This is a genomic window from Ruegeria sp. THAF57 (assembly GCF_903914075.1).
In the GTDB taxonomy this organism is placed as follows: domain Bacteria; phylum Pseudomonadota; class Alphaproteobacteria; order Rhodobacterales; family Rhodobacteraceae; genus Ruegeria.
Window position 1 is genome coordinate 768,956 of record NZ_CAIWNQ010000002.1, and the last position, 16,252, is coordinate 785,207.

The window sequence follows — 16,252 nt, forward strand, 5'->3', positions numbered from 1 at the left end:
AGGAGCGTCGGGATGCCCGAATTGCAAGGCCAATGCATGTGTGGCGCGGTCACCGTGACTGCCACCCCGGCGCAGGATGCGCTGGGCGCGTGCCATTGCGACCAGTGCCGCCGCTGGACCAGCTCGGTGCTGATCTCGTTTCAGGCCGAAGAAGGGTATGCCGCGCTGGGACCGGTGAAGACATTCACCTCGTCCGATTGGGCTGAACGCGCCTTTTGCGCCGACTGTGGTTCGGCGCTGTGGTACCGGATCACCGTACCGGGCGAGAAGCACGGACAAACACAAATGGCGGCCGGCCTGTTTCAGGACACGGGTCATCCGCTGACACACGAACTCTATATCGACAAAAAACCCCAGGGTTACGCGTTCGCAGGTGAACGCCAGCAAATGACCAAAGCCGAGGTTGAGGCCATGTTCGCCCCCTCGGAAGAAGGAGACAGCCAATGACCAAATACGATGCCGATTGGGTGCGCGCCGAAGAAGCCAAACGTCAGTGGATGGCCGAAAACGGTCTCTATTCCGAGGAAGAAGAGCATTCTTCGTGTGGCGTGGGCCTTGTTGTATCCATCGACGGCAAACCGTCGCGTAAGGTTGTTGATGCGGGGATCGACGCGCTCAAGGCGATCTGGCACCGCGGCGCAGTGGACGCAGATGGCAAGACAGGTGATGGCGCGGGTATCCATGTACAGATCCCCGTTCCCTTCTTCTATGACCAAATCCGCCGCACCGGACACGAACCCAATCTGGATGAGCTGATCGCGGTGGGTCAGGTCTTTCTGCCGCGCACGGATTTCGGTGCACAGGAACAGTGCCGGACCATCGTGGAAACCGAAGTGCTGCGCATGGGCTATTACATCTATGGCTGGCGCCACGTGCCGGTTGATGTGACCTGTCTGGGCGAAAAAGCAAACGCGACCCGGCCCGAGATCGAGCAAATTCTGATCTCGAACTCCAAAGGCGTGGATGAAGAGACTTTTGAGCGTGAGCTGTACGTAATCCGCCGCCGGATCGAAAAGGCCGCCGCAGCCTCGGGCATCTCTGACCTTTACTTGGCGTCGCTTAGCTGCCGTTCGATCATCTACAAGGGCATGATGCTGGCCGAGCAAGTTGCCGTATTCTACCCCGACCTGATGGACGAACGGTTTGAATCGGCTTTTGCGATTTATCACCAGCGTTATTCGACCAACACCTTCCCGCAATGGTGGCTGGCCCAGCCCTTCCGTATGTTGGCCCATAACGGCGAAATCAACACGCTGAAGGGCAACGTCAACTGGATGAAAAGCCACGAGATCCGCATGGCCTCGGGCACCTTTGGCGACTATGCCGAGGATATCAAACCGATCATCGCTGGTGGGTCGTCGGATTCGGCTGCATTAGACTCGGTTTTCGAGGTTCTGGTACGCGCGGGCCGCTCGGCCCCGATGGCGAAAACCATGTTGGTGCCGGAAAGCTGGTCCAAGCAGGCGGTTGAGCTGCCGCAGGCATGGCGCGACATGTATTCCTACTGCAACTCGGTGATGGAGCCGTGGGACGGCCCTGCTGCCTTGGCCATGACTGATGGTCGCTGGGTCTGTGCCGGTCTGGACCGGAATGGTCTGCGCCCGATGCGTTATGTGGTGACCGGTGACGGTCTGGTAATCGCAGGGTCCGAGGCCGGAATGGTGCCGATTGATGAAGCCAGCGTAACCGAAAAAGGCGCGCTTGGACCGGGGCAAATGCTGGCCGTGGACATGAAAAAGGGCAAGCTGTTCCGCGACACCCAAATCAAGGACAAGCTGGCCCGAGCGCTGCCATTTGGCGAGTGGGTCGGCAAGATCAACGATCTGGATGAAACGCTGTCAGACGTGACCGAAAGCGCGAAATTCAGCGGCGAAGAACTGCGCAAACGCCAAATTGCCGCCGGTTATTCGGTTGAAGAGCTGGAACAAATCCTTGCGCCTATGGCTGAGGATGGCAAGGAATCCATCGCCTCGATGGGCGATGACACTCCGTCTGCGGTTCTGTCCAAGCAATATCGCCCACTCAGCCATTTCTTCCGTCAGAACTTTAGCCAGGTGACGAACCCACCCATCGACAGCTTGCGCGAATACCGGGTGATGTCGCTGAAAACGCGGTTCGGAAACTTGAAAAACGTGCTGGACGAAGACAGCAGCCAGACAGAAATCATCACGCTGGGCAGCCCCTTTGTGGGCAACGCCCAGTGGGACAAGCTGGCAGAAAGCTTCGGTTCGCCGCTGGCCGAGATCGACTGTAGCTTTGAACCCGGTCGGGGCGCGCTGAATGCCGCTTTGGCCCGTATCAGAGCCGAAGCAGAAGAGGCCGTGCGCTCGGGCGCGGGGCATCTGGTGCTGTCCGACATGAACTCGAACGAGGGTCGCGTGGCGATGCCGATGATCCTGGCGACAAGTGCCGTGCATTCGCATCTGACCCGTCAGGGGCTGCGGACCTTCTGTTCGTTGAACGTGCGCTCGGCCGAATGTGTCGATCCGCATTACTTTGCCGTACTGATCGGTTGCGGCGCGACCGTTGTGAACGCTTATCTGGCCGAAGATTCACTGGCCGACCGCATTGATCGCGGCTTGCTGGACGGCACGCTGACCGAAAATGTCGCGCGCTATCGCGAGGCGATTGATCAGGGTCTGCTGAAGATCATGGCCAAGATGGGGATTTCGGTGATTTCGTCCTATCGCGGCGGCCTGAACTTTGAGGCCGTGGGCCTGAGCCGTGCGATGGTAGCCGAGTATTTCCCGGGCATGACCAGCCGGATTTCCGGCATCGGTGTCACGGGCATTCAGGCCAAAGCCGAGGAAATCCACGCCAAAGGCTGGGACAGCGGACTGGACGTTCTGCCCATCGGTGGTTTCTACAAATCGCGCAAATCGGGAGAGACCCACGCGTGGGAAGCGACCTCGATGCATATGATGCAGATGGCGTGTAACCGGGCATCCTATGAGCTGTGGAAGCAGTATTCGGCCAAGATGCAATCGAACCCGCCAATCCATCTGCGCGACCTGATGGACTTCAAACCGCTGGGCAAACCGGTGCCGATTGAAGAGGTCGAGTCGATCACTTCGATCCGCAAACGCTTTGTCACACCGGGCATGTCGCTGGGCGCGCTGTCGCCCGAGGCGCACAAGACGCTGAACGTGGCGATGAACCGGATTGGCGCGAAGTCCGACTCGGGTGAAGGTGGCGAAGACCCGGCGCATTTCGTGCCGGAGCCGAATGGCGATAACCCGTCGGCCAAGATCAAACAGGTGGCTTCGGGCCGGTTCGGTGTGACTGCCGAGTACCTGAACCAGTGTGAAGAGCTTGAGATCAAAGTCGCGCAGGGTGCAAAACCGGGTGAGGGTGGTCAGCTGCCGGGCATGAAGGTCACCGACCTGATCGCGCGTCTGCGTCACTCGACCAAGGGCGTGACGCTGATCTCACCGCCGCCGCATCACGACATTTACTCGATCGAGGATCTGGCGCAGTTGATCTATGACCTGAAACAGATCAACCCGCGCTGTAAGGTGACGGTCAAGCTGGTGGCGTCGTCAGGTGTGGGCACGATTGCTGCCGGTGTGGCCAAGGCGAAAGCGGATATTATCCTGATTTCGGGTCACAATGGCGGCACGGGCGCGTCGCCCGCGACCAGCATTAAGTATGCGGGTCTGCCGTGGGAAATGGGCCTGACCGAGGCGCATCAGGTTCTGGCGATGAACAACCTGCGCGGCCGGGTGACCCTGCGGACCGATGGTGGTCTGCGCACCGGGCGCGATATCGTCATGGCCGCGATGATGGGGGCCGAGGAATACGGCATCGGCACTGCCGCCCTGATCGCGATGGGCTGTATTATGGTGCGTCAGTGCCAGTCGAACACCTGTCCGGTCGGTGTGTGTACACAGGATGAATCCCTGCGCGCTAAATTCACCGGCAATGCCGACAAGGTCGTCAACCTGATCACCTTCTACGCGCAGGAAGTGCGCGAGCTGCTGGCCAGCCTTGGCGCGCGCTCGATTGATGAAATCATCGGCCGGGCCGATCTGCTGGCGCAGGTCAGCCGGGGTTCAGCGCATCTGGATGATCTGGACCTGAATCCGCTGCTGATCACCGTCGATGGCGCGCAGGATATCGTCTATAACCGCGGTAAGGATCGCAACGCAGTGCCCGATACGCTGGACGCTGAAATCGTGCGCGATGCCGCTCGGTTCCTGAAGGATGGTGAGAAGATGCAACTGTCTTACGCGGTGCAGAACACGCACCGGACAGTGGGCACGCGGGTTTCCAGCCATATCGTACAGAATTTCGGGATGCGGAATACGTTCCAGGACGACCATCTGCACGTGAAACTGCAAGGCTCGGCCGGTCAGTCGCTGGGCGCCTTTGCCGCGCCTGGGCTCAAGCTGGAAGTGTCTGGCGACGCCAACGACTATGTCGGCAAGGGCCTGTCGGGCGGCATGATCGTTGTGCGCCCGCCGCAGGTCAGCCCGCTGAAGGCGGATGACAACACCATTATCGGCAACACGGTTCTGTACGGCGCCACTGACGGACACCTGTTTGCAGCTGGCCGCGCAGGCGAGCGTTTCGCGGTCCGCAACTCGGGTGCCAAAGTGGTGATCGAGGGCTGTGGCTCGAACGGGTGCGAATACATGACCGGCGGTGTGGCGGTGATTCTGGGCAGCATTGGTGCCAACTTCGGTGCGGGCATGACTGGAGGCATGGCCTATCTGTACGACCCCGACGGTAAGGCGCAGGCGCTGATGAATATGGAAACGCTGGTGACCTGCCCGGTCACGGTGGATCATTGGGAAGACCAGCTCAAAACGCTGATCGAAACCCATCAGGCAGAAACCTTCAGCCGCAAGGCCGCCGATATTCTGCAGCATTGGGATGTGGAAAAGGCCAACTTCCTGCAGGTCTGCCCGAAGGAGATGCTGAACAATCTCAGCCATCCTCTGACCCACGAGGCGGAAGCGGTTCCGGCGGAATAAATCGCAAGCACAGACAAACGAAGCCCGCGCGCCCTGTCGGCGTGCGGGTTTTTTGTGCTGGTGACGCCCCAGCCGTTTCAAACCGCGATCACTCGTCGTATAGCTGGGACATGGCAAAGAAAGCAGTCCGCAAGAAAAGCGGTAAGAAAAAGAAGGCGTCCAAGGCCAAAACGCCGATCCTGATGCAGATTCGCCGCTGGGTTTTACGCGGCGCTCTGGGCTGTGTGGTGTTTGTGGTTGCACTGGTAGCGCTGTATTCGGTGGTGAACCCGCCCGTGACACATACGATTTGGTCGGAATGGCGCAGGTTGGGCAAGGTTGAACGCGATTGGGTGCCGATCGAAGAGATCTCGCCCATTATGGCACGGTCGGTCGTGGCGGCCGAAGATGCGAATTTCTGCCTGCATTGGGGCTTTGACGTCGAAGCGATCCGCGACGCGCTGGAGGATGGCGGATCGCGCGGGGCCTCGACCTTGTCGCAGCAGGTGGTCAAAAACGTATTCCTGTGGCAGGGGCGTAGCTGGGTACGCAAGGCGTTGGAGACTTCGATTACGCCGGTGGTCGAAATTTTTTGGAGCAAACAGCGTATCCTTGAGGTTTATCTGAACGTGGCCGAGACCGGGAATGGAGTTTTTGGGGTCGAAGCAGCAGCCCAGCGCAATTTCAAAATTCCGGCGTCAAAACTGTCCTCGGTGCAGGCAGCACGGATTGCGGCGATCCTGCCGTCGCCGCGCAATCGCTCGGTAACCGATCCCTCGGTGCGTACACGCAGGCGGGCGGCCTCGATCCTGGATGGGGCGGCCACCATCCGCGCAGATGGTCGCGCGGATTGTTTCGAGGATTGAAAAACAAACCCGCTCGGCGCTAAAGCTGGAGAGTATTCACTGGTTCGATTGGAAGATCATGGCGCGTCTGTTTCACGTTCCCCTGTCCCCGTATTGCCGCAAGGTCCGGTTGTCGCTGGCGGAAAAGAAGATTGAGGTTGAGCTGGTGGAAGAGAGATACTGGGAACAAGACCCGGATTTCCTGCGCCGTAACCCTGCGGGAAAAGTTCCGGTTCTTCGGCTGGACGGAAAGACCTTATCCGAGAGCACAGCCATCTGCGAGTATATCGAGGAGACCCGCCCAGAACCCGCGCTTTTGCCGAAGACACCGGAAGACAGGTACGAGGTTCGGCGTCTGGTGGCGTGGTTTGATGACAAGTTTCATCAGGAAGTTACCTCGAAGCTTTTGTATGAACGAGTGAACAAGAAAATCACTGGCGAGGGCTATCCAGACAGTAAGAACGTCAAGGAAGGTGCCAAGGCAATCAAGTACCATCTGGATTACATGGCCTGGCTGCTGGATCATCGTCGTTGGTTGGCCGGGGATCAGATGACGCTGGCGGATTTTGCAGCGGCTGCGCACCTGTCGGCTTTGGATTATATCTCGGACGTGGATTGGAATCGATCGGCGGCGGTGAAGGATTGGTATGCCAAGATCAAGTCGCGCCCTGCGTTCCGGTCGATACTGGCGGATCAGGTGCCGGGGTTTCGGCCTCCGCCTCATTACGCTGATCTGGATTTCTGATAGGGTAGCGGGGGGGCTGTCTGCCCCCCATCGCGCCGGGGCGCGATTCCCCCCGAGGATATTTTAGCCAGATGAAGAGCGGATCGGGTTTGAAGGACAGGTTGGTGGCGCAGGCCCTGAACGAGGGGTTTGTGTCCTGCCGTGTGTGCCGTCCGTGGGACGTGCCAGCGGTGCCCGCGCGGCTGGAGGCGTTCTTGCAGGCCGGGTACCACGGGCAGATGGGATGGATGGCCGAGCGAACCCATTGGCGGGGCGATCCGGCGGCTTTGTGGCCTGAGGCGCGGTCGGTGATCATGCTGGCCGAAAGCTATGCGCCCGAGCATGATCCGACCGAGGTTCTGGCGCATCCGGACAAGGCCGCGATATCCGTCTATGCGCAGAACAAGGACTACCATGATCTGGTGAAAAAGCGCCTTAAGCGACTGGCCCGATGGTTGATTGCCGAAGGCGGAGGCGAGGTGAAGGTGTTTGTCGATACTGCACCTGTGCCGGAAAAGGCGCTGGGCCATGCGGCCGGGTTGGGGTGGCAGGGGAAGCATACCAATCTGGTTAGCCGGGACTGGGGGAATTGGGCTTTTATAGGGTCTGTTTTTTCTACCCTGGATCTTCCATCAGATATGGCTGAGGTTGATCATTGCGGATCATGTCGAGCTTGTCTGGACGTGTGCCCGACCGATGCTTTTCCGGGGCCCTACCAGTTGGATGCGCGGCGATGCATTTCTTATCTGACCATTGAACACAAGGGTCCGGTTGATGAAGAACTGCGTGCGAAAATGGGGAACCGGATTTACGGCTGCGACGATTGTCTTGCCGTGTGTCCATGGAACAAGTTTGCCGTCGCTGCAAGTGATCTGAGATATGCGGCGCGTTCCGAGTTGAAGTCTCCGCCCCTGGCAGAGCTGGCAGGTTTGGATGACGCGGCATTTCGCGAAAAGTTCTCGGGGTCGCCCATCAAGCGGATCGGGCGGGATCGCTTTGTGCGAAATGTTCTTTATGCGATCGGGAATTCCGGGCTGCCGGAACTGAGGCCGATTGCGGCGCGACTGATCGACGATCCAGATCCGACTGTGGCCGATGCCGCGCGCTGGGCGGTGAAACAACTGGCTTGAGTGCCGCAAACGGGGTGGACGTGTCGCTGCGAACCGCTACACCGATCTTCAGCGAACAGTTAGAAGGTCCCGATGGCGTTGGCTTTGGGGGTGGATACAGGCGGAACATATACGGATGCAGTTCTTGTTCGGGATGAAAAGGATGTAATAGCCTCGGCCAAGTCCCTGACCACACGGGCGGATTTGGCGATTGGTGTGGGCAAAGCGATTTCCGCGGTGTTGGAGCAGGCGCAGGTATCGCCCGATCAAGTCTCGATGGCGTCACTGTCGACGACGTTGGCCACAAATGCGCTGGTCGAAGGGCAGGGTGGGCGTGTCGCACTGGTGTATATCGGGTTCAAACAGGCGGATCTGGACAGGCACGGGCTGAAGGACGCCTTGAAAGGCGATCCTGCCGTGGTGCTGAGCGGGGGGCACACGCATGCGGGGGCTGAGGCGGCCCCGCTGGATATTGACGCACTTTTGTCCTTTTTAGACTCGCATACGGGCGTGTCAGGGTTTGCAGTGGCGGCGCAGTTTGCGACACGCAATCCGGCGCATGAACTGGAAGCCGCCCGGATCATCGCAGAAAAGACAGGCGCGCCGGTTACGTGTTCGCATCATTTGTCTGCCAAGCTGAATGGCCCAAAACGCGCCGTGACCGCCGTGTTGAATGCCCGGCTGATTGGAATGATCGACCGACTGATCGGGCGCGCGCAGGATCAACTGGTGGACCTTGGTATTTCGGCGCCGATGATGGTTGTGCGCGGTGATGGCGCCTTGATGAGTGCGGAACAGGCCCGGGATCGGCCGATCGAAACCATTCTGAGCGGGCCTGCCGCATCGATTGTAGGGGCAAGCTGGCTGACCGGGGCCGAAAACGCGCTGGTTTCGGACATCGGGGGGACGACCACAGATATAGCGTTGATTCGGGACGGAAAGCCGGCGATTGACCCGGCTGGCGCGCAGGTGGGTGGCTTTCGCACGATGGTCGAGGCCGTGGCCATGCGAACGCATGGGCTGGGCGGCGACAGTCAGGTGCACGTAAAGACCGAAGGTTTGCCAGGCGGCGTATTCCTTGGGCCGCGGCGGGTTTTGCCTGTCTCGTTGATTGCGGTAGAGCATCCCGAAGTTGTTCATCCGGTACTTGACGCGCAACTGCGCGCGACAACGGTGGGTGAGCATGACACGCGCTTTGCGCGCCGCGTGCCTGGCCTTCCTGCGCAAGGTTTGGGGCCGCGGGAGGACGCGTTGTTGGACAGGCTCGGGGATCGGGTTGTACCACTGTCTGAGTTGCTGAAAACCCGAATGGAAAGCGGCGCACTGACGCGGCTTGTGGATCGCGGGATTGTTCAGGTCAGTGGCGTCACCCCGTCTGATGCGTCCCAAGTGCTTGGGCGACTGACTTCGTGGGACACACAGGCGGCGCAAAAAGCGCTGGAGTTGGTCGCGCGTAAGCGTGTTGGTACCGGGGATGTCTTGGCCTCAACACCTGAAAAATTGGCCGAGATGATCGTGAGCCAGTTGACCGAGCAAACCGCACTGACCTTGTTAGAGACTGCTTTTGCGGAAGAAGCTGAGGATTTTGGGTTGTCTGCCACCGATCTTGCCCGCCATGTTCTGACGCAAAAGGGTTTGGATCGGCACCGTGGTTTGCTGGCGTTGGACGCATCCCTGAATGTGGATGTGATCGGCCTTGGGGCGTCGGCGCCCAGTTACTACCCAGCGGTGGGTGAGCGGCTGCATTGCAATATGATCCTGCCCGAACATACCGGTGTAGCCAATGCGATTGGAGCTGTTGTGGGCCGCCTGATCTTGCGCCGATCGGGGACTGTAACGTCACCGTCAGAGGGGCGCTATAGGGTACATCTTGAGAGCGGGCCGCAGGATTTTACCGAATCTGAAAAGGCCTTGGAGGTTTTACAGATGGCCCTGAAAAACGAAGCCGAAGGCCAAGTCCGTCGGGCGGGTGCCGAAGACATCCGGGTGATTGTCAGCCGCGATATTAGGACCGCACGAATTGAGGCGCAGGACGTTTTTGTCGAAGCGACCGTAACGGTCGAGGCCAGCGGTCGCCCGAGGGTGGCGTCAGGTTAGCCCCAGGCTTGGGGCTATCCATTATTCGGCAGCGTCGCGTTTGGGCAGAACCCAGTCAGGCCGCGGGAAATGGCAGGTATAGCCGTTGGGGATACGCTCAAGATAGTCCTGATGTTCCGGTTCAGCGTCCCAGAAATCGCCAACGGGTTCGATTTCGGTAACGACCTTGCCGGGCCAGATGCCACTGGCATTCACATCGGCAATCGTATCCAGCGCGATCTGTTTCTGGGCATCATCCACATAATAGATGGCGGACCGGTAACTCATGCCGACGTCGTTGCCCTGCCGGTTGACGGTGGTCGGGTCGTGGATCTGGAAAAAGAACTCCAACAGGTCGCGATAGGTGATCTGCGTAGGGTCAAAGAAGATCTCAATCCCTTCTGCATGGGTTCCATGATTGCGATAAGTGGCGTTTGGTACGTCACCGCCTGTGTATCCGACGCGGGTGCGAGATACGCCGGGCAATTTGCGGATCAGGTCCTGCATGCCCCAAAAGCAGCCACCGGCAAGAACGGCGCGTTGTTCGGTCATTGGATATCCTCCACATGGATCAGGTATTCTGCATAGCCTTCATCCTCCATGTCATCGCGATGGATAAACCGCAAGGAGGCCGAGTTGATGCAATAACGCAGCCCGCCATGTTCGCGCGGGCCGTCTGGGAACACGTGCCCCAAGTGGCTGTCCCCGTGTTTCGAGCGGACCTCGGTCCGGATCATGCCCAGCGTGCGGTCGGTGAACTCTTCCACATGTTCGTGCACGATGGGCTTGGTAAAGCTGGGCCAGCCGCAACCGGATTCATATTTATGGGTCGAGGCAAACAGTGGCTCGCCCGAAACAATGTCGACATAAATCCCCGGTTCCTTGTTGTTCAGAAGCTTGCCAGTGCCCGGGCGTTCCGTCCCGCTGTTTTGCGTGACGTGGTATTCCTCGGGTGACAGGGCAGCAATCGCCTCGGGGTCTTTGGTGTATCGGGTCATTGGTCCTCGGGACGTGTGGAAACTGGTTTGACCTAATAAATGGGGTTTGAGCAGCGAAAGCAAAGGGGGTTTTGCCTTCCTCGCGCAGATGTGCGGGTATCAGCCGGGTTTCGGCGCAGGCTGCCGGGAAAGCTGAACGGCCAGAATTCCCAATGTGGTCACAGCAACGCCGACCGCATCCAGTGGTCCAAGTTTCTCACCAAGTAAGATCGCGGCGATTGTGACGCCGAATACGGGGTTGAGGAAATGAAACGTGGCAGCCCGTGTTGCTCCGATCCTGTCCAGCAACAGGAACCAGATGAAGGTCGCCAGCAGGCCGGGGAAAAGGGTTGTATAGGTAAAGGCCAGCGCCAGCGGAACCGTCGGGTGGATGTAGATGGTTTCAAACAGCGGAGCGGCGGCAAACAAAATTGAGGACCCCACCAGCATTTGCAGGCCAACAATCATCATGAAGTTCCCACCCGAGGTTGCCCCGCGTACCGCCAGTGTCGCAAAAGCCAGTGCCAGCGCCCCAATGCCGCACAGCATCACGCCGAACATGTCGACCCCTGCGCTGATGCGGCTGCTCATGATCAACGCGACGCCGGCGAACCCTGCAAACAGACCAAGCACCCCCATTGGACGCAACCTGTCGCCCAGAAACAACCAACTGGCCAGCGCCACCAGCAGTGGCATGGTCGAGGCGATTATCGCTGCAACCGAGGCTTCAACAGTCTGCATCGCATAGAAATTCAGACCCAAATAAAGGGCATTTTGGCAAATACCGAATAGAATGGTTGCGTACCACTGTGATCGGGTCAGCCGCCAGTTTTGGCCCATGGCCCATGCAATCGCGACCCCGATCAGACCAGAGATCAGAAACCGAAGAGCCAAAGAAAACAAAGGTGAGGCATCCGCCACGATAATGCGTGCCGAGGTAAAGGCCGACGACCAGATAAACGCAAATGTCAGCCCCATGGCCATGGCACGCAGATCCACCGCCACTCTCCTTCGTTGATTTCGGGCACTGTTCCTTAAATCGGTACGGGTCGCAAGATATTGGGAGCCAATCCTCGGCCGCTAAGTTTGTACTAATGCGCTGTCTTGGTCTAAACGCTTAGACGATCAAACCTATGATGCTGGGTTCCGCTTTCGACAAAACCCAAACACGCCTAAGTTTTTCACTGTTTTTTGTTTGCGACGCAGGCAACAAAACACCGAAATTTTGCATCTGGAATCTTGTGCGAGAAAAACACGTGTGTCTTGCCCGGACCAGACTTCACAAATTGCATCTCTCTGCTGGTTACTTGATGATTGCGAATTCTGGTCTCTGGCCTGTTTGCAAACAGGCTGGCCCAGCCCGGAGTAGTTGGCAACTCTGCGGTTTCATGCGCTCCGTCTTGATAAATACGACAGGCGATCAGTTGACCAAATGTGGTGTCCGGGATTTCGATTTCATAAGGATGCGCCATAATGCGAGGATAAGTTTTGACTTCGAAATCGAAAATTTCCTCATATGTGATGTCTGCTTGCAAGTTGTACGGGCTTGAACGGCTACATTCTGCAACTGCGGCAGAGGGGGACACTGACAGCAGGCAAAACGACAGCGTGGCGCAGAAAAAAAAGCTTGAAATAGCATTTGTTGATTTCATGGGGTCGGTTGTTGAAACTGAACCAAGTATAAGTCCGTACTTTGACAGCATTTTGGCGCGACGAAATTAGAAAACACCTGTTGAAGCTGATACGAATTTCTTAATTGTGGAAATATGTGTGAAAAGAAAAAGGGCCCCCGAATGGCGGCCCTTGATCATTTCGCAGTGAAAGCTGGGATCAGCCGTTCACGCTGTCCTTCAGAGCTTTCGCAATGGTCATCTTGACCACCTTGTCGGCCTCTTTCTTGAACTGCTCGCCGGTGGCGGGGTTGCGCACCATGCGCTCGGGGCGCTCGCGGCAGTAGATTTTGCCAACGCCGGGCAGGGTCACTGCACCGCCGGCGGATACTTCGCGGGTGATCAGGCCGGTGATGGCCTCAAGCGCGCTGTTTGCGGCTTTCTTGTCTGTCCCCATTTCCTCAGCGAGAGCAGCAACCAGCTGAGTCTTTGTCATAGGCTTTGCCATTTCTTGGTCTCCTTAACGTGCCCGATAAATAGGGCCTCACCGCGTAACTGTAACGGGATATTGTGGCCGAACACAACGAATAGTAGCGCCGAAAACCCTAAAAATATGGGGAAAACGTTGCTTTTTTGCTTCAGAGAAAGGCCGTTTCGTCGAAAGAACGCAATTTCCGGCTGTGCAGGCGCTCTAACGGCATGCCGCGCAGATGTTCCATTGCACGTATTCCGATCGCCAAATGGCGGCTGACCTGTGTGGTATAGAACGCCGAAGCCATACCCGGCAACTTCAATTCCCCATGCAGCGGTTTGTCTGATACGCATAGCAAGGTGCCATAAGGGACGCGAAACCGATAGCCATTCGCTGCTATGGTGGCGCTTTCCATATCCAACGCGATGGCGCGTGACTGGCTGAGGCGTTGCACGGGTCCGGACTGGTCGCGCAACTCCCAGTTGCGGTTGTCGACCGAGGCGACGGTGCCCGTACGCATGATCCGCTTCAGCTCATATCCCTCAAGTTCCGTGACCTCGGCGACGGCCTGTTCCAAGGCCACCTGAACCTCGGCCAGCGGAGGGATCGGCACCCAGACTGGCAGGTCATCGTCCAGAACCTTGTCTTCGCGCAGATAGGCATGCGCCAGAACAAAATCGCCCAACGCCTGCGTGTTGCGCAGACCAGCACAGTGACCGACCATAAGCCAAGCATGGGGACGCAGAACCGCGATATGATCGGTGGCAGTTTTGGCATTCGACGGCCCGACCCCGATATTGACCAGCGTAATGCCCGACCCGTCCGCGCGTTTCAGGTGATAGGTCGGCATCTGCGGCAGCTTCAACGGTTGTTCCAAAGTTCCATCCGCTGTGGTGATCTGCACATTGCCGGTCGATACGAAGCTGATGTAGCCACTATCGGGATCGGCCAGTTGTTCGCGCGCGTAGTTTTCGAACTCGGACACATAGAACTGGTAGTTGGTGAACAGCACGTGGTTCTGAAAGTGGCTGGGATCGGTTGCCGTATAATGGGCCAGACGCGCCAGTGAATAATCGACCCGTTGGGCGGTAAACAAGGCCAGCGGGCCATCTTCGTCTTCGTGATCGTGAACGCCATTTACAATGTCGTCATTCGTGGTGGTCAGGTCAGGAACATCAAAGACATCACGCAGCGTGAAACCGGCCGCACCCTGATGGGGAACAACCAGATCCGGATTGTTCGCCACAGCGAAATGAACCGGGATCGGCGTATCCGAGGCTCCGATCGTCACTGGTTGATCGTGGTTCTTGATCAGCAGCGCGATTTGCTGGGTCAGGTAGGACCGGAACAGATCAGGCCGTGTGACGGTGGTTGCGTGCATTCCGGGCTCGGAAACATGGCCAAAGCTCAGACGGCTATCGACCTGCGCATAAGACGAGGTCTTGATCCGAATCTCCGGGTAAAAGGCCCTGTACCGTTCGGTCGGGGTGCCTTGTTGCATCGCCTGGGCAAAGCTGTCGCACAGAAAGCGCGTTGCTTGTTCGTACAGTTGTTCCAGCCGTTCAACGGCAGCAGCCGGATCGGTAAATTTCTCGGCGCTGGGCACGTCGGGTGTTTTTATTATTGTCATGCAAGTGGTTCCAGAAGGTCAATTTTTTCAAATGTGCGCACGTCGATTAGCCCGAGGTCGGAAATCCGCAATTCAGGGATTACGACAAGGGCCAAAAGCGAGTGCTGCATATACGCATTGTTAAGGTCACAGCCGCAGGCCTGCATCGTCTCGACCATGCGTTCAGCCTTGGCTGCCACGTCAGATGCAGGACTGTCGGACATCAGTCCGGCAATGGGCAACTCGACCAAGGCCAATTCCGCGCCATCGCGGAAAATGGTGATCCCGCCCCCGACCTCGGCCAGTCGGTTCGCGGCCAGGGCCATCTGCTCGCGGTCGGTTCCCACAACGATCATGTGGTGGCTGTCATGCGCCACGGTGGATGCCATAGCCATCTTGCCCTGATAGCCGAACCCCGAGACAAAGGCGTTCGTGACCCCTCCGGTCGCGCGGTGGCGCTCGACCAGCGCGATCTGGCAAACCTCACCTTCGCCTTCCACCAACCCTTCGATGATCGGCAGCTCGGCCTTGAGCGCCTTGGTCGGCGCCTGATTTTCAACGACGCCAATCACGTTGGCCTGCACGCGATTGGCGCCGGTGGGCGCTGCGATCTCAAAATCAGCAGCGGCGAGCGTATGCCCCAGATGGACGGTGTTCCGAGCGGTTTCGGGCCAGTCGAGATGTGGGCAATTCACCGTGATTGCTCCGCCTTCGGCCACAACCTGACCGCGGGCGATGACCGTTTCAATCGGCAGTTCGGTCAGGTCTGAGCTGAGAATGATATCGGCACGCCGCCCCGGCGTGATCGAGCCGATCTCACGTTCAAGTCCGAAATGGGTCGCCGTGTTGATCGTGGCCATTTGCAACGCGATCAACGGATCGCACCCGCAGGCGATCGCATGTCGCACGACCCGGTTCATATGACCATCATTGACCAACGTCCCCGAGTGGCAATCATCCGTGCAAAGGATGAAGTTCCTTGGGTCCAGCCCTTTCTCGGTAACGGCCGTGATTTGGCTCTCCACGTCGAACCATGCCGACCCCAACCGCATCATGGATCGCATACCTTGCCGAACCCGCGCGATTGCGTCCGCTTCGCAGGTTCCTTCGTGATCGTCTGCCGGTCCGCCTGCCACGTATGCCGCAAAATCAGGCCCTAAATCAGGCGAAGCAAAGTGTCCGCCTACTGTTTTTCCCGCATTTTGCGTTGCTGCGATCTCGGCAAGCATCTTTGGGTCGCCATTGATCACACCCGGGAAGTTCATCATCTCGCCCAGTCCGATTATGCCGGGCCAGGACATCGCTTCGGCAACGTCCTGTGCGGTGATTTCGTATCCCGTCGTTTCAAGGCCAGGCGCAGACGGTGCGCAGGATGGCATCTGGGTGTAGATGTTCACGGGCTGCATCAACGCTTCGTCATGCATCATCCGCACGCCGTCCAACCCCAGCACATTGGCGATTTCATGCGGGTCGGTGAACATGCTGGTGGTACCATGTGGAATGACCGCGCGGGCGAACTCGGCTGGTGTCAGCATCCCCGATTCGATATGCATATGGGCATCGCACAGGCCGGGTAGCATGAAGCGACCGTTTGCTTCGATGATCCGGGTGTCTGGCCCGACGCAATGCGACGCATCTGGTCCCACAAAGGCAATGCGTCCGGATGCAATGGCAATATCGTGACCTGGCAGAACTTCGCGGCTGTGCACGTTTACCCACGACCCGCCGCGGATAACCAGATCTGCGGCTTCGCGTCCTGCAGCGACAGCGATCAAACGGGGGGCTACTTCGGGCCAACTTGGGAAAGGTGTGTATTCCATGGCCCAACTTTCCTGAATGCCGGGAAAGGTTCAACCCCTGCTGAACAGCTATCAT

General features: G+C 58.2%; 13 protein-coding genes. 6 read left to right on the forward strand and 7 right to left on the reverse strand.

Annotation, left to right across the window (positions count from 1 at the left end):
* Positions 1-12 precede the first annotated feature (12 nt).
* The 6 genes from RUESEDTHA_RS07810 to RUESEDTHA_RS07835 all read left to right on the forward strand — a co-directional run bounded on the left by RUESEDTHA_RS07810 (position 13) and on the right by RUESEDTHA_RS07835 (position 9,730).
* Positions 13-447, forward strand: coding sequence for a GFA family protein (locus tag RUESEDTHA_RS07810; protein WP_180885852.1), 435 nt, complete (start codon positions 13-15; stop codon positions 445-447).
* A complete protein-coding gene (gltB, locus tag RUESEDTHA_RS07815; RefSeq protein ID WP_180885854.1) occupies positions 444-4,976 on the forward strand; it encodes a glutamate synthase large subunit in 4,533 nt (1,510 codons plus the stop codon). The genes RUESEDTHA_RS07810 and gltB overlap by 4 nt, the downstream gene beginning before the upstream one ends.
* 110 nt (positions 4,977-5,086) lie before the next feature.
* Complete coding sequence (gene mtgA / locus RUESEDTHA_RS07820) at positions 5,087-5,821, forward strand: monofunctional biosynthetic peptidoglycan transglycosylase (RefSeq protein ID WP_180885856.1); 735 nt, start codon at positions 5,087-5,089, stop codon at positions 5,819-5,821.
* A 58-nt stretch (positions 5,822-5,879) separates the two neighbouring features.
* Positions 5,880-6,545, forward strand: a complete 666-nt coding sequence (locus RUESEDTHA_RS07825; protein WP_171124273.1) for a glutathione S-transferase family protein — start codon at positions 5,880-5,882, stop codon at positions 6,543-6,545.
* Positions 6,546-6,616: 71 nt separating this feature from the next.
* Positions 6,617-7,654: a tRNA epoxyqueuosine(34) reductase QueG gene (gene queG, locus RUESEDTHA_RS07830; RefSeq protein WP_180885858.1), complete on the forward strand. Its 1,038-nt coding sequence runs from the start codon at positions 6,617-6,619 to the stop codon at positions 7,652-7,654.
* Between the two features lie 72 nt (positions 7,655-7,726).
* Positions 7,727-9,730 (forward strand): hydantoinase/oxoprolinase family protein, encoded by a 2,004-nt coding sequence (locus RUESEDTHA_RS07835; protein ID WP_180885861.1) that lies wholly within the window; start codon positions 7,727-7,729, stop codon positions 9,728-9,730.
* A gap of 21 nt (positions 9,731-9,751) precedes the next feature.
* Here RUESEDTHA_RS07835 and msrA read toward each other — a convergent pair whose 3' ends face one another.
* The 7 genes from msrA to ade all read right to left on the reverse strand — a co-directional run bounded on the left by msrA (position 9,752) and on the right by ade (position 16,197).
* On the reverse strand, positions 9,752-10,261 hold the full coding sequence (gene msrA / locus RUESEDTHA_RS07840; protein ID WP_171212167.1) for a peptide-methionine (S)-S-oxide reductase MsrA: 510 nt from the start codon (positions 10,259-10,261) through the stop codon (positions 9,752-9,754).
* The gene (gene msrB, locus RUESEDTHA_RS07845; RefSeq protein ID WP_171123640.1) at positions 10,258-10,707 is read right to left on the reverse strand and encodes a peptide-methionine (R)-S-oxide reductase MsrB; all 450 of its coding nucleotides are present in this window, start codon (positions 10,705-10,707) and stop codon (positions 10,258-10,260) included. Before msrB ends, msrA begins: the two co-directional genes overlap by 4 nt.
* A gap of 99 nt (positions 10,708-10,806) precedes the next feature.
* A complete protein-coding gene (locus RUESEDTHA_RS07850) occupies positions 10,807-11,685 on the reverse strand; it encodes a DMT family transporter (protein ID WP_180885863.1) in 879 nt (292 codons plus the stop codon).
* A gap of 182 nt (positions 11,686-11,867) precedes the next feature.
* Positions 11,868-12,338 (reverse strand): hypothetical protein, encoded by a 471-nt coding sequence (locus tag RUESEDTHA_RS07855; RefSeq protein WP_180885865.1) that lies wholly within the window; start codon positions 12,336-12,338, stop codon positions 11,868-11,870.
* Positions 12,339-12,516: 178 nt separating this feature from the next.
* Complete coding sequence (locus tag RUESEDTHA_RS07860) at positions 12,517-12,804, reverse strand: HU family DNA-binding protein (protein WP_068341148.1); 288 nt, start codon at positions 12,802-12,804, stop codon at positions 12,517-12,519.
* A gap of 130 nt (positions 12,805-12,934) precedes the next feature.
* A complete protein-coding gene (locus RUESEDTHA_RS07865; RefSeq protein ID WP_180885867.1) occupies positions 12,935-14,398 on the reverse strand; it encodes an AMP nucleosidase in 1,464 nt (487 codons plus the stop codon).
* Entirely contained in the window at positions 14,395-16,197 is a 1,803-nt protein-coding gene (gene ade, locus RUESEDTHA_RS07870; protein ID WP_180885869.1) for an adenine deaminase, read from the reverse strand. Before ade ends, RUESEDTHA_RS07865 begins: the two co-directional genes overlap by 4 nt.
* Between the last annotated feature and the right edge of the window lie 55 nt (positions 16,198-16,252).

Bases quoted from the DNA above. Each gene is read 5' to 3' on its own strand.
- mtgA (WP_180885856.1), top strand. From the start codon at position 5,087: ATGGCAAAGAAAGCAGTCCGCAAGAAAAGCGGTAAGAAAAAGAAGGCG.
- RUESEDTHA_RS07825 (WP_171124273.1), top strand. From the start codon at position 5,880: ATGGCGCGTCTGTTTCACGTTCCCCTGTCCCCGTATTGCCGCAAGGTC.
- RUESEDTHA_RS07855 (WP_180885865.1), bottom strand. From the start codon at position 12,338: ATGAAATCAACAAATGCTATTTCAAGCTTTTTTTTCTGCGCCACGCTG.
- gltB (WP_180885854.1), top strand. From the start codon at position 444: ATGACCAAATACGATGCCGATTGGGTGCGCGCCGAAGAAGCCAAACGT.
- msrB (WP_171123640.1), bottom strand. From the start codon at position 10,707: ATGACCCGATACACCAAAGACCCCGAGGCGATTGCTGCCCTGTCACCC.
- queG (WP_180885858.1), top strand. From the start codon at position 6,617: ATGAAGAGCGGATCGGGTTTGAAGGACAGGTTGGTGGCGCAGGCCCTG.
- RUESEDTHA_RS07810 (WP_180885852.1), top strand. From the start codon at position 13: ATGCCCGAATTGCAAGGCCAATGCATGTGTGGCGCGGTCACCGTGACT.
- RUESEDTHA_RS07835 (WP_180885861.1), top strand. From the start codon at position 7,727: ATGGCGTTGGCTTTGGGGGTGGATACAGGCGGAACATATACGGATGCA.
- msrA (WP_171212167.1), bottom strand. From the start codon at position 10,261: ATGACCGAACAACGCGCCGTTCTTGCCGGTGGCTGCTTTTGGGGCATG.
- RUESEDTHA_RS07860 (WP_068341148.1), bottom strand. From the start codon at position 12,804: ATGGCAAAGCCTATGACAAAGACTCAGCTGGTTGCTGCTCTCGCTGAG.
- ade (WP_180885869.1), bottom strand. From the start codon at position 16,197: ATGGAATACACACCTTTCCCAAGTTGGCCCGAAGTAGCCCCCCGTTTG.
- RUESEDTHA_RS07865 (WP_180885867.1), bottom strand. From the start codon at position 14,398: ATGACAATAATAAAAACACCCGACGTGCCCAGCGCCGAGAAATTTACC.